The following is a 12,559-nucleotide window of genomic DNA, read 5'->3' as shown; positions in this document are numbered from 1 at the left end:
AAAAAAATAAATTTCGTGGGAAGTAAGAATAAATTAAAACGTTTTAAAGAAAACGAGACATTTGAAAATGTTTTTCAACCAACAAGAGAAGAAGTAACTTCAGGAAATTTTCCGTTAAAAGGAAAATGGAATAGTGAATTTTTCAAAAATGACAATCCATTAGTTTTAGAATTAGGTTGTGGAAAAGGAGAATATTCAGTAGGTTTAGCAAAACATAGTCCAAATAAAAATTTTGTAGGTATTGATATCAAAGGTGCACGATTTTGGAGAGGAGCAAAAACAGCTGTTGAAGAAGGAATGAAAAATGTAGCTTTTTTAAGAACTCAGATCGAATTAATTGAAGACTGTTTTGCTGAAAATGAAGTAGACGAAATTTGGATTACTTTTCCTGATCCTCAAATAAAATATAAACGTACAAAACACAGAATGACTAATACTGAGTTTCTACAACGTTATAAAAGAATTTTAAAGGATTCGGGCATCATGAATTTGAAAACAGATAGCGAATTCATGCACGGTTATACTTTAGGATTGTTACATGGAGAAGGTCATGAAGTAATATATGCGAATCACGATGTTTATGTAAATGAAGGTTCACCAGAAGAAGTAACAAGCATTCAAACGTTTTATGAAAATCAATATCTAGAAAAAAATAAAGCGATTACATACATTAAATTCAGAATTAAATAACAAGTATTTATGAGTATAATTCTACCCTTTATTTTAGGTTTTTTAATTGCAGCAGTTGGAATTGTAGCACCAGGAATGTTAAATATGACAATAGCAAAATTAAGCATAACTGAAAATAAAAAACAAGCCTTGCTTTTTGCTTATGGTGCTGTTTTGGTAGTGTTGATTCAATGTTTCACAGGACTTTACTTTGCTAAATTCTTAGACAGTCATCCTGTAATTAGTGATAATTTAAAAAAGTTTGGAGTCGTTATTTTTATTATTTTGACGATTGCTTTTATTTATGCAGGTTTAAAATCAAAAAAACCACAAGTAGAAGTAGAGATAAAAGACAAGAAAAACCGACTTATTTATGGAATTACGTTGTCATCTTTAAATATGTTTGCCATTCCGTATTATGCTTTTGTGAGTTTAACATTAGCTTCCAAAAATGTATTTGATTTTTCTTTATTGTCAATTGTAATTTTCTCAATTGCAGCAGCTTTAGGAACGTATTTTATTTTCTATTTGTATGCTATTTTATTTAAAAAAGTAGAACATAAAGTAGGTTTTATTACCAATAATATCAATTTTTTAATTGCAGCTGTTACCGGAATTGTAGCCATTTCTTCTTTATATAAAATGTTTTCAGCCTAAATAATTTGCCAATAAAAAGCCTAAATAACGATAATTTTTTTGAACGGGTTTATGAAGTAGCACGACAAATTCCTTATGGGAAAGTTACTTCTTATGGAGCGATCGCAAAAGCGCTTGGAGCAGCTCGTTCTGCAAGAATGGTTGGCTGGGCAATGAATGCCTCACATAATATGGAAGATATTCCAGCTCATAGAGTTGTAAATAGAGTAGGATTACTTTCAGGTAAACATCATTTTGACGGAACAAATCTAATGCAACAATTATTAGAATCAGAAGGAATTAAAGTAGTGGATAACCAAATCATAGATTTTGAAAAGCACTTTTGGGAACCAGATTTTTAGGATTTTCCGTTTGAATTGAATTATAAATTCTCCCAATTCAATTATAAGAAAACTTTAAACCTTGTTGCTTTCAAACTTGTAAACTTCTAACTATCTTTGCAATTCATATTTAGTTTAAATAAAATGAAGTTAGATAGAAAAGAAATTCTTAAGGCACTAGAAACTATTACAGTAGCTGGTGAAGGTAAAAATATGGTAGAAAGTGGTGCCGTTCAAAACGTTATCACTTTTGGTGATGAGGTTGTTGTTGATTTAGTTTTGTCAACACCAGCTCTTCACATAAAAAAAAGAGCTGAAGTGGACATCATGAAAGTGATACACGAGAGAGTTTATGAAAAAGCAAAAATTAAAGTAAATATTAAAGTTGAAGCACCTGAAAAACCTGAAAATCCTAACTTAATTAAAGGAAAACAAATTCCAGGAATCAGTAATATTATTGCAGTTGCTTCAGGAAAAGGTGGAGTTGGGAAATCAACTATCACAGCCAATTTAGCGGTAACTTTAGCTAAAATGGGTTTCAAAGTTGGGGTTTTAGATGCTGATATTTACGGGCCATCAATGCCAATTATGTTTGATGTGGAAACGGCAAAACCCAATTCAATAGATGTAGACGGTAAATCAAAAATGGAACCTGTAAAAAGTTATGGTGTAGAAATGCTTTCTATCGGATTCTTTACAAAACCAGATCAAGCTGTAATTTGGAGAGGACCAATGGCAGCAAAAGCATTAAACCAAATGATTTTTGATGCACATTGGGGAGAATTAGATTTCATGTTAATCGATTTGCCACCAGGAACTGGAGATATTCATCTATCAATTATGCAATCGCTTCCAATAACTGGAGCAGTTGTTGTTAGTACACCCCAAGCTGTAGCTTTAGCAGATGCAAAAAAAGGAGTTTCAATGTTCTTGTCAGAAGCTATTAAAGTTCCAGTTTTAGGAATTATTGAAAATATGGCTTATTTCACACCTGAAGAATTACCTGAAAATAAATATTACATCTTTGGAAAAGAAGGTGCCAAAAACCTAGCTGAAGATTTAAATGTTCCAATGTTAGGAGAAGTTCCGTTAGTGCAAAGTATTCGTGAAGCAGGAGATTATGGTCGTCCAGCAGCTTTACAAACGGGTTCGATTTTAGAAGGAATTTTCGAAGAAATCACTAAAAATGTAGTACAAGAGACTATTAACAGAAATGAAAATTTAGCACCAACAGAAGCAATAAAAATCACTACAATGGCAGGATGTTCTGCTGTTAAAAAGTAATCAGTGTTTAGTCTTAGTAAGCAGCTTTTAAATAGCTAATTACTAATTACTAGTCACTAATCACTAAATATTTATAAATATGAATGAACAAGATTTAAAAGTTAATGTTGAAAAAGCTTTAGATGAGATTAGACCTTTTTTAATATCTGATGGAGGAAACATTACCTTAATTGATATTGTTGACGGCAAACATGTAAAAGTTCGTTTAGAAGGAGCTTGCAACAGTTGCAGTATTAACCAAAGCACAATGAAAGCTGGAGTTGAATCGACGATTAAAAGAGTAGTTCCTCAAATTGAAACCGTAGAAAATATAGCATAATCAGAATTAGTATGATAAAAATCATATTTATTTTGAGCTTAACTTTGCAACTTTGCAATATCAAAACTTTGCAACTTACTAGAACATGATTGAAACAGATATATTAATAATTGGAGCAGGTCCAACAGGCCTTTTTGCTGTGTTTGAAGCAGGATTATTAAAATTAAAATGCCATATTATTGATGCTTTACCTCAACCAGGTGGACAATTAGCTGAATTATATCCCAAAAAACCAATATTTGATATTCCAGGTTATCCAGAAGTATTAGCGGGTGATTTAGTAACCAATTTAATGGAACAAATAAAGCAATTTCAACCAGGTTTTACACTTGGAGAAACGGCTGAAACCATTGAAAAATTAGAGGATGGAACATTTATAGTTACTTCGAATAACGGAACGCAACATAAAGCTAAAGCAGTTGCCATTGCTGGTGGTTTAGGTACTTTTGAACCTAGAAAACCATTATTAAAAGATGTTGATTTTTACGAACAAAACGACAGAGGAATTGATTATTTCATCAAAGATCCAGAAAAATATCGCAACAAAAATGTGGTAATTGCTGGTGGAGGAGATTCTGCGTTAGATTGGAGTATTTTCTTAACTAATGTTGCATCATCGGTAACTTTAGTTCATAGAAGAAACGAGTTTCGTGGTGCTTTAGATTCAGTAGAAAAAGTGCAAGAGTTAAAAAACGAAGGAAAATTAAAACTTATAACTCCTGCAGAAGTAGTTGGTTTTTGTGGATCAGAAAGAATAGAATCTATCGATATTGAAATCAATGGAGCTAGAATGAATGTGGAAGCCGATTATTTTATTCCACTTTTTGGATTGACTCCAAAACTAGGAGCCATTGCTAATTGGGGATTAGAAATTGAGAAAAACGCTATCAAAGTAAACAACGCTTTAGATTACCAAACCAACATCGACGGAATTTATGCCATTGGTGATGTAAATACGTATCCAGGAAAATTAAAATTGATTCTTTGTGGTTTTCACGAAGCAACGTTAATGTGTCAAAGTGTTTATAACAGAATCAATCCAGGAAAACGTTATGTGTTAAAATACACAACTGTTTCAGGAGTTGATGGTTTTGATGGAACAAGAAAAGAAGCTGAAAAAGCAGTGGTTAAATCAATCGACTAATGACAGATATTACCATAAAAATCACCGATAGAAATGGAATTCAACACGAAGTTCAAGCACCAACTGACATGAACATGAATGTTATGGAACTAATTCGCTCTTATGAACTGGCAGAAGAAGGAACAGTAGGTGTTTGTGGTGGAATGGCCATGTGTGCCTCTTGTCAATGTTATGTGTTGAATGATGTATTAAAAACAGAACGCAATGATGACGAAGAAGCAATGCTGTCAGAAGCTTATCATGTAAAAGAGAATAGTAGGTTAGGTTGCCAAATTCATATTGATGAAAATCTTGACGGTCTCGAAATTGAAATTGCACCAGAACAATAAAAACAAAAAAGCGAGATGAATTCATCTCGCTTTTTTTTAGTTTAAATGTATTGGGTAATCTATATCAGTCATAGAAAGATATTCCTTAGGCTTTGTAATATCTAGTAAAACCAAAAGTTCAAAGACTTCGTATCGTTCTAACAAGATCATAAAGTTAGTTTGCAAAGTGGGTATCGGAATCTTCTTTTGATAAATAGAGTTTTCATATTCTTTTTCCCAATAATCACAATCAATATTTTTTAAATACATAAACAAACTATCCAATTCTTCAGGGGTTAGATTGAAGTTTAAATTTTTATAAGAAAGTTGATAGGCTTTTAATTTGGCACAATATACCAAAAAACCATTTCTATTTTTCGTTAAGTATCTAAAATGATTGCACATGTTTTTTATTTTACAAATGAATCGATAATTTTATCTGTTTCGCCTTTACTTGCTGTTGGTTTTAAGTCAAATAAGTGCATAAATAAAGGCTTTTTATCTACGCTACTTTCTAAGTTAATGTCTTTGTCAGCATCAAATACTGATTGCCATTTGGTTCTTACATTTTTCCAAAGTGCTCCATTTTCTTTCCACCAATTTTGCGCAGCTTTACATTTAGAATCTTCAACTTTTACATATAAATCTAATCCTTTTTCTTGAGCTAATTCAGTGTCATTTCCCTTGTCATCACGAACTAATTTTCGGTTGTCTTGTTCGTGTAACCAACCATAATCTGTTATTTCATGAATGTTTCTTCTTTCCATAACATTATAGTCATTTCTTATGGTGTGTTCTCTTCTTGGTAAAGGAGCATCGGTAACATTCATCCAATAATCTTTTCCATCTTTATGAATCCATGTTCCTGTTCCTTCATATCTTGGACTATCATCCACTTGATATACTTTTTGTGTCCATTGTCCTTTCACATCTTTTGAATTTAATTTTTCATACTTCCAAGTTTTGTCTTTAAAGAACTGATAAAATTCTGTGTTTTCATACATCCAATCTTGTCTCCAATGTTTGATAATCATTTCATCATTGACAATTAATAAATGTTGTAAAACCAATTTGCTTGGTGAATCTTCTACTAGTTCAACCCATTCTAAAGCATGATCTTTTTTAGTTGGAGAAGCTTTGTAAGTTGAATCTTTAGTGGTTTGAAAAGTTTCCGTAAAATTGAATTCTACTTCATAACAACCACACATTTTTTTAATAGACGCAATGTCTTTTTGTTTGTCTTGTGCGTAACCAGCAGATAATGAAATTGTTGCTAATAAAAGAGCAAATGTTTTTTTCATGATATTGTTTTTAGTTTTAAAATTTCTGGTACAAAAATATTAAATTAATTTAGAATAAATAAAAATAACATATATATTTGCACAAATAAATTTATTAAGACTAATTCTAAATAATGAAAAACTTACTGTTTCTTTTCTTTTTTATCACTTTTTCAAACTTAATTTTTTCACAAGAAATAAATGTTGATTCCTTAAAAATTAACCAGTTAAACGAAGTGGTTTTAACAGCTCAGATTGAACCTCAATCTTTAAAAAAATCAGTTCATAATGTAAAGGTTATTTCAGCAGAAGATATAGCAAACTTAGGAGCAAATAACTTAGGCAATATTTTAAATCAATACATAAACATAACCGTAAGACCAAGTAGTAGTTCTGGTAAATCAACCGTCTCTATGTTTGGTTTAGATGGTGGATATTTTAAAATTTTGGTGGATAACGTGCCTTTAGTAAATGAAACGGGTTTAGGAAATAACACAGATTTATCACAAATAAATTTAAATGATATTGAGCAAATAGAAATTATTGAAGGATCAATGGGTGTGACACATGGAGCAAATGCTGTTTCTGGAGTTTTAAATATCATTACAAAAAAATCTACCAAAGAAAAATGGAACTTAACTGCAACGGTTCAAGAAGAAACGGTTGGAAAAGAATTTGCTCTTTTTGAGGAAGGAAGACATATTCAAAACCTGAAAATTTCTCACAATATTAACGACAATTGGTTTGTGAGTTTGGGTTCTAATAGAAATGATTTCAAAGGTTTTTTAGGAGAAAGAAACGGAAAAGACTATACTATTAACGATGGAACTCGTGGTTATAATTGGTTGCCAAAAGAACAATGGCAAAACAATGCGTTACTATCGTATAAAAAAAATCAATTTAGAGTATTTTACAAATTTGAATGGCTTGATGAAGTAATAGATTTTTATGGTTCTGCCGCACAATCGGGTTTTAATACGCAATATGGTTCTTATAAGTATGGCGATGATGAAAGGTATTATTCCACAAGATTTTACCATCATTTAAATGCTGTAGGAAAACTTTATAATCAACTAAATTATAACATTTCCTTTTCGCATCAGTATCAAAAAAGAGAAGTTGAATCCTATCGATATAATATTTCTGATGATGTTGAATTAAATAATTTCAAACAAAAAGACCAATCGATGGAAGTTTTCTATTCTATTGGAACGTTAAGTAACTTTTTTAAAACCAAAAAAGTTGATTTTCAATTAGGTTATGAAGCTGTAAAAAATAATGGGTTTGCAATTGTTGACGAAGAAGATAATCAGAAAAAAAACGTTTGTAAAAACATTGATAATATTGATTTTTTTGCCATTTCTGAAATCAACTTATCAGAATCATTTTCTGTTAGACCTGGAGCAAGATATTCTTTTCAATCTTTATTCGAAAATCAATACGCGATTTCGTTAGGAAACCGATTGTTACTTCCTAAAAGATATGAAGTTAGAGCTTCAATTGGAAAATCATATAGAACACCAACGTTTAATGAACTTTATACTCAAATTATTTTTGACGGACATTATTTTGTGGGGAACGAAGATTTAATTCCAGAAACCAGTACTTCTTATGAGGCAAGCATAAAAAAACGATTTGATTTAACTCAAAAAGTAGAATTAAAATCAAATTTTAATGTGAGTTATCTAAATGTTGATGATAGAATTACAAGTGCTTTAACGGGTTTTGAAGGAGCAACTCCTATTTATGAATACATCAACATCAGTAAGTTTAAAAGTATAAATTTTGCTTTGTCCAATGCTATTCAATCTGAAAATTGGAAGTTTTCTTTAGGTGGTTCTTTAACAGGAATATCAAGGAAAATAGAAAATTTAGAATTTGTGTCAGATGATGAATTTTTATACAATTTTAATCTGAATTCAAGTATCTCTTATACAGTTCCTAAATGGAAAACTACCTTTTCAACCTACTATAAATTCACAGGAAAAACACAACAATATATTTCAACTACTGATGGCTATGTTTTGTCAGAAATTGAACCTTACAGTTGGTTAGATGCATCGGCAAGAAAACTATTTTATAAAGATAGAATAGAACTTACTATTGGAGCTAGAAATCTTTTAGACATAAATAACGTAAACCAATCTAACCTAAATCAAGGAGCTGGACATGCTGTTTCTTCTCAAGTTTTATTGGCCTACGGAAGAAGTTATTTTTTAAAACTAACCTATAATTTAAATTTTTAATAACCATAAATATAATAATCATGAAAAAACAATTTTACATTTTATCACTAATAACGCTCGTCTTTACATCATGTTCTAGTGATGATTCAAATCCTGTTGTTGAAGAAGGAGTTCTTCCAGTTTCAGAAGCTGTAGTGTCACCATTATTAGGTGGACCAAATCAACAAAATCAAGTATATATTGATTTAAGTTCTAATCAACAGACTGCAATTTCAAGAGATTCATGGGATTTAGGATTTTCTACTGGAAGTGATTTTAGAGTTATCATAAACGGTTCCATAAAAATGGCGGTTAAACAAACAACTTCTACAGATATATCAGAAGTTCAAAATGAAGATGGATCAGTAGCGGTAGGATTTTCAACCTATTCTACAATGGGTTATGTTGATAATCCAACGGGTATTTTACAAGGAGCTGGTTCTGGAGAAGGAACAGCAATTGCTGAAATTTCATCAAATAATGATGATAACAAAGTTTATTTAGTGAATTTAGGATACGAAGTTGGAACAACAACACCAACAGTTGGTTCTGTTTCTACTGATGGAGGTGCTCGTGGTTGGAAAAAAATTAGAATCACTAAACAAGGCAACGATTATGTTTTGCAATATGCTGATTTAAATGCTACAACGGCTCAATCTGTTACCATTTCAAAAAATACAGATTACAGTTTTGTATTTGTAAGTTTAGACAACGGACAAACAGTAAATGTGCAACCAAAGAAAAATCAATGGGACTTAAATTTCACAGGATTTACTAATTATTTTCCCTTTGGAGCTTCAAATATTACTTATTATTATTCGGATTTTGTAACTACAAATATGTTAGGAGGAACACAAGTTTATGAAATTGTTGTAGCAGATGCAACACAAACAGAAGCAGAATTTAATAGTTTTTCATCTACAAATGTGGTGGAATCAAATTTTACAGTTTCTGCAACTGATCAAAGGGTTATTGGTTCCAATTGGAGAAATGGTGGTGGACCAAGTTCTTTACCAAGTATAAAAGACGATCGTTTTTATGTAGTGAAAGATGTTGAAGGCAATCTTTATAAACTTAGATTCTTAGCCTTAACAAACGATGCTGGAGAAAGAGGTTATCCAGTTTTTGAATATAAAATATTAAACTAATCAAATTATAGAATTATGAAAACAGTTAAAATTTTAATCATTATTTTAAACTTATATGTTGGTGGATTTATGATTTATGGAAGTTTAGGGAAATTCAAACCTACTCCAAAACCCACAGAAATTATCGAGAAAGTACAAAGTGGAGAAGAAGTAGCTCCAAGTGAAGATATTTTAAAAATCAAAAATTATATTTTTGGAATGAAGCAATCTGGATTCTTTTGGCCATTCTTAGGAATCATGGAATTCTTTGCAGGATTTTTATTAGTAAGCCAAATTTTTTCTAGAATTGGAGCTATTGTAGCCATTCCTTTAACAGTAAATATCTTTTTATTTCATCTCTTTTTAGAAGGTCATGAAATAGGTGAGCTTCTACAAACGTTAGCTTTATTGATTGCCAATATTGTTTTAATTGGTTCAACCTATAAAATTTGGAAACCTTTGCTCTTTGATAAAGAACTTGTAAAGGTTAGTTAAGTTGTGTTAGTTTTTTAGTAAGTAAGGTTGTCCGAATTTAGTTTTGACAGCCTTATTTATTTTTATAATCTTCTAATCGAGCTGGTCCTTCTAAAATTTCTTTTACAATTTGAAGCGTTCCATCTTCTTTGGTGTCAATAAACCATTTTATTAGAGAGATATTTCCAGCAGCGACTTCTATTCCAGTGATGCTTCTTGGATGTACACAACTTCCATCATTGAAATAATGCAAAGCATTTTCACTCGGACTTGGGAATCGCGGTCTGTGTGTGTGACCAGTAATTGTGATTTTATTTCCATTATCAGCAATCCATTTTTTAATTCTTCTTTCCACCTTAATTAATTCAACATAATTTTTGGCTGGACTTGTTGGATCTTTAATTCCCCAAACTTGCAAAGGTTTCCATAAAACACGTACCAAAAAACGGTTGAATTTCCAACCCACAGAATTCATAAAATCAGCTTGATGTCCATGTGCTAAAAACAATTCTTGATTGGTTTCTTTATGTTCTAAAACTATGGCTTCATTATATTCTATGCCAGGAAATAAAGGGACATTTTTATTTTCTTTTGGGTCAAAATATTCAAACAATAATTTTTTTACAGTGGTTGGGTTTTTATAAACAAAATCGTGATTGCCAAAAATCAAATGCAAACGATTTTGATTAAAGAATTTTTGCATTAGTAAATACACATTTTTATTGGCTTCAAAAATGTCTTTAAAAAACATGTTTTCCCATAATTCATCTCCATCACCTAATTCTATATAGGAATAACCTTCTTTAAAATAATGATTTAAAGCGTGATAATAAATATTTCGATTATTAGCAAAATCATCCGCAAAACTACTATCACCGCGATGACAATCACTAAACAAAATAAATTTTGAAGTGTTATCAAAACCTATTCGTTTGGCTTCTTTATATGCTTTGTCTAATCTGGTTTGTGAGGACATAAATTTTAAAATTCCAATTTTTTAAATAACAAATTCCAAAAAAGGATTATTTCAAAATTAGTGATTTTATATTTAATTATTTTCTATTTTTAACAATGATGAATTTTAATTTTTAATGATGAAATACTTAGTTATACTTTTAATAATCTGTACCAACTCGTTTTCACAAAACATCAAAGTATCTAATGCAGTTGAAAAAGAAGCAATTCCGTATGTGAACATTTGGTCACAAACTTCTAAAATTGGAACTTCTACAGATGAGAATGGTGAGTTTTCTATTGAAAATTTTAAAACAAATGATTCATTGATTTTTACAGCAATTGGTTTTGAAACAAAGAAAATGATATTGACAGAAAACGTGAAGTCAGTTTACTTAACTCCACAAGTTAATCACTTGAAAGAAGTTGTTTTGTCACCTAAGAAAGTAATAAAGTCTAAATCAAAAAAGATTAAAAAAGCAAAGTATAATGTGTCTTCTTCTGAGCAGAATTTAATAACAATTACAGCTAAATTTATTCCATACAAAATTGAATATGAAAACACACCATTTTTAAGTTCAATTAATTTATATACATTTTCATTAAATCCTGAAGCTTTCATTTTACTTCACTTTTACAATGTTGACGAAAGTGGAAAGCCAAAGGATTATTTAGTTTCAGAAAATGTTTTATTTAGGCCAAAAAAAGGAAGCAATTTATCTAAAATTGATATTTCAGATTTAAAATTAGAAATACCTGAAAATGGATTATTTATAGGAATTGAAGTGCCAAAAATTGAACATAATCGAACAAAAGCATCTAAAGAAAATTATGCAGAATTTAAAATTAAAGGATATGCTATTTATGAACCTTTATTTAGAATGTCAGATGCTGAAGAAGTAAAAGATACATGGAATTATAGCAATGGTGAATGGAAAGTAAATACATATTTGTCTTTAGGTATTCAATTAGAATTAACCAATTAACAAGTCAGTTCAGAATGTAGAATTTGTTCTTCAATAGCATTCCAAAGACCAATTCTTTTTTCCAAAGCATCAATAGAAACAATTTCTACTTCTTTCCATTTTTTTTCATCTGTTCCACATAATTCATCAATCATTTGCATAGCCATTGGACCATGTTCGTCTGCATCTAATTCAATATGTCTTTCAAAATAATAAATCAATTTAGACAAATCCGTTTCAGGGAAATTATTTTGAAAATTCTTTAAAATTTCAGTAAACATATTCGGAATCAAATCTTCTCTTCCAAAAGTAAAAGCAGCAGCAATTTCATGAGGTTTTCCTTGTTCGATTACTCTAAAAGTAAAATCTAAAAACGCTTTCACATTTGGATGTAAACTACTTTGTTTTATAGAAACAAATATGTTTTTGGTGCTTTCAACTTCTCTTAAAAACGCATTGATTTCAGAGGTTTTTGCGCCACATTGATTCATCGCATCCAAATACATTTCATAATGACTTTCGCGTCTTCCATCCAAAGACAAATCCGTTTCTTCAGCTACTACAATTTCATTAATCAAATAACGAATTTCTGGATTTCCAATAGGCATCCAAGGAGTAGTCGTCCATGTCAACGTGTTTTGAAGTGCTTTTAACAAAGACATAAAATCCCAAACAGCATATACATGATTTTCTAAAAAATGATGTAAATCTTCAATAGATTTCACGTTGTCATACAAAGAATGATTTAATAATTGCTCTTTATAAGGATTTATGACTTTATTTATTGTAGTTGTATTCATGATGTTTCGATTTCTAATAAAATATACGCAAAA

The 12,559-nt window shown here is 30.4% G+C and carries 15 protein-coding genes; 11 read left to right on the top strand and 4 right to left on the bottom strand.

The window, feature by feature from the left end; translation table 11 throughout:
- The first annotated feature begins 15 nt into the window (after nt 1–15).
- From trmB to AABJ49_RS02165, 7 genes are all read left to right on the top strand, one after another.
- Nucleotides 16–690, top strand: coding sequence for a tRNA (guanosine(46)-N7)-methyltransferase TrmB (gene trmB, locus AABJ49_RS02195; RefSeq protein ID WP_338375733.1), 675 nt, complete (start codon nt 16–18; stop codon nt 688–690).
- Between the two features lie 9 nt (nt 691–699).
- Nucleotides 700–1,326 (top strand): LysE family transporter, encoded by a 627-nt coding sequence (locus tag AABJ49_RS02190; protein WP_338375731.1) that lies wholly within the window; start codon nt 700–702, stop codon nt 1,324–1,326.
- A gap of 5 nt (nt 1,327–1,331) precedes the next feature.
- Entirely contained in the window at nt 1,332–1,667 is a 336-nt protein-coding gene (locus AABJ49_RS02185; protein ID WP_338375729.1) for an MGMT family protein, read from the top strand.
- Nucleotides 1,668–1,790: 123 nt separating this feature from the next.
- Nucleotides 1,791–2,930, top strand: a complete 1,140-nt coding sequence (locus AABJ49_RS02180) for an Mrp/NBP35 family ATP-binding protein (protein ID WP_338375727.1) — start codon at nt 1,791–1,793, stop codon at nt 2,928–2,930.
- Nucleotides 2,931–3,009: 79 nt separating this feature from the next.
- Nucleotides 3,010–3,249 (top strand): NifU family protein, encoded by a 240-nt coding sequence (locus tag AABJ49_RS02175; RefSeq protein ID WP_338375725.1) that lies wholly within the window; start codon nt 3,010–3,012, stop codon nt 3,247–3,249.
- Between the two features lie 85 nt (nt 3,250–3,334).
- Nucleotides 3,335–4,393: an NAD(P)/FAD-dependent oxidoreductase gene (locus AABJ49_RS02170; RefSeq protein ID WP_338375723.1), complete on the top strand. Its 1,059-nt coding sequence runs from the start codon at nt 3,335–3,337 to the stop codon at nt 4,391–4,393.
- Nucleotides 4,393–4,722, top strand: coding sequence for a ferredoxin (locus tag AABJ49_RS02165; protein WP_338375721.1), 330 nt, complete (start codon nt 4,393–4,395; stop codon nt 4,720–4,722). Before AABJ49_RS02170 ends, AABJ49_RS02165 begins: the two co-directional genes overlap by 1 nt.
- 36 nt (nt 4,723–4,758) lie before the next feature.
- On the opposite strand, the gene AABJ49_RS02160 is transcribed toward AABJ49_RS02165, so the two are convergent.
- Together AABJ49_RS02160 and AABJ49_RS02155 are read right to left on the bottom strand one after the other, a co-directional pair.
- Entirely contained in the window at nt 4,759–5,106 is a 348-nt protein-coding gene (locus AABJ49_RS02160) for a DUF6686 family protein (protein WP_338375720.1), read from the bottom strand.
- A 5-nt stretch (nt 5,107–5,111) separates the two neighbouring features.
- A complete protein-coding gene (locus AABJ49_RS02155) occupies nt 5,112–6,002 on the bottom strand; it encodes a DUF6607 family protein (protein WP_338375718.1) in 891 nt (296 codons plus the stop codon).
- Nucleotides 6,003–6,115: 113 nt separating this feature from the next.
- On the opposite strand from AABJ49_RS02155, the gene AABJ49_RS02150 reads away from it, so the two are divergent.
- The 3 genes from AABJ49_RS02150 to AABJ49_RS02140 are packed head-to-tail and all read left to right on the top strand — an operon-like array spanning nt 6,116 to nt 9,828.
- Nucleotides 6,116–8,227, top strand: a complete 2,112-nt coding sequence (locus AABJ49_RS02150; protein ID WP_338375716.1) for a TonB-dependent receptor — start codon at nt 6,116–6,118, stop codon at nt 8,225–8,227.
- Nucleotides 8,228–8,247: 20 nt separating this feature from the next.
- Nucleotides 8,248–9,354, top strand: a complete 1,107-nt coding sequence (locus AABJ49_RS02145) for an HmuY family protein (RefSeq protein ID WP_338375714.1) — start codon at nt 8,248–8,250, stop codon at nt 9,352–9,354.
- Between the two features lie 15 nt (nt 9,355–9,369).
- Nucleotides 9,370–9,828 carry a DoxX family membrane protein gene (locus AABJ49_RS02140; RefSeq protein WP_338375712.1) on the top strand — a complete coding sequence of 153 codons (459 nt, stop codon included), beginning with the start codon at nt 9,370–9,372 and terminating at the stop codon, nt 9,826–9,828.
- A 52-nt stretch (nt 9,829–9,880) separates the two neighbouring features.
- Here AABJ49_RS02140 and AABJ49_RS02135 read toward each other — a convergent pair whose 3' ends face one another.
- Nucleotides 9,881–10,783 (bottom strand): metallophosphoesterase, encoded by a 903-nt coding sequence (locus AABJ49_RS02135; protein WP_338375711.1) that lies wholly within the window; start codon nt 10,781–10,783, stop codon nt 9,881–9,883.
- 115 nt (nt 10,784–10,898) lie between these two features.
- Between AABJ49_RS02135 and AABJ49_RS02130 the strand changes: the two genes are divergently transcribed.
- Nucleotides 10,899–11,747: a carboxypeptidase-like regulatory domain-containing protein gene (locus tag AABJ49_RS02130; protein ID WP_338375710.1), complete on the top strand. Its 849-nt coding sequence runs from the start codon at nt 10,899–10,901 to the stop codon at nt 11,745–11,747.
- Here the strand turns inward: AABJ49_RS02130 and AABJ49_RS02125 are convergent.
- The gene (locus tag AABJ49_RS02125) at nt 11,744–12,526 is read right to left on the bottom strand and encodes a DUF3050 domain-containing protein (RefSeq protein ID WP_338375708.1); all 783 of its coding nucleotides are present in this window, start codon (nt 12,524–12,526) and stop codon (nt 11,744–11,746) included. The genes AABJ49_RS02130 and AABJ49_RS02125 overlap by 4 nt on opposite strands.
- Nucleotides 12,527–12,559 lie beyond the last annotated feature (33 nt).

The organism is uncultured Flavobacterium sp., assembly GCF_963922255.1.
GTDB lineage: Bacteria > Bacteroidota > Bacteroidia > Flavobacteriales > Flavobacteriaceae > Flavobacterium.
The sequence above is the reverse complement of the archived record's forward strand: the minus strand, read 5'-3'. Positions and strand labels throughout refer to the sequence as shown.

Bases quoted from the DNA above. Each gene is read 5' to 3' on its own strand.
- AABJ49_RS02190 (WP_338375731.1), top strand. From the start codon at position 700: ATGAGTATAATTCTACCCTTTATTTTAGGTTTTTTAATTGCAGCAGTT.
- AABJ49_RS02180 (WP_338375727.1), top strand. From the start codon at position 1,791: ATGAAGTTAGATAGAAAAGAAATTCTTAAGGCACTAGAAACTATTACA.
- AABJ49_RS02175 (WP_338375725.1), top strand. From the start codon at position 3,010: ATGAATGAACAAGATTTAAAAGTTAATGTTGAAAAAGCTTTAGATGAG.
- AABJ49_RS02170 (WP_338375723.1), top strand. From the start codon at position 3,335: ATGATTGAAACAGATATATTAATAATTGGAGCAGGTCCAACAGGCCTT.
- AABJ49_RS02165 (WP_338375721.1), top strand. From the start codon at position 4,393: ATGACAGATATTACCATAAAAATCACCGATAGAAATGGAATTCAACAC.
- AABJ49_RS02160 (WP_338375720.1), bottom strand. From the start codon at position 5,106: ATGTGCAATCATTTTAGATACTTAACGAAAAATAGAAATGGTTTTTTG.
- AABJ49_RS02155 (WP_338375718.1), bottom strand. From the start codon at position 6,002: ATGAAAAAAACATTTGCTCTTTTATTAGCAACAATTTCATTATCTGCT.
- AABJ49_RS02150 (WP_338375716.1), top strand. From the start codon at position 6,116: ATGAAAAACTTACTGTTTCTTTTCTTTTTTATCACTTTTTCAAACTTA.
- AABJ49_RS02145 (WP_338375714.1), top strand. From the start codon at position 8,248: ATGAAAAAACAATTTTACATTTTATCACTAATAACGCTCGTCTTTACA.
- AABJ49_RS02140 (WP_338375712.1), top strand. From the start codon at position 9,370: ATGAAAACAGTTAAAATTTTAATCATTATTTTAAACTTATATGTTGGT.
- AABJ49_RS02135 (WP_338375711.1), bottom strand. From the start codon at position 10,783: ATGTCCTCACAAACCAGATTAGACAAAGCATATAAAGAAGCCAAACGA.
- AABJ49_RS02130 (WP_338375710.1), top strand. From the start codon at position 10,899: ATGATGAAATACTTAGTTATACTTTTAATAATCTGTACCAACTCGTTT.
- AABJ49_RS02125 (WP_338375708.1), bottom strand. From the start codon at position 12,526: ATGAATACAACTACAATAAATAAAGTCATAAATCCTTATAAAGAGCAA.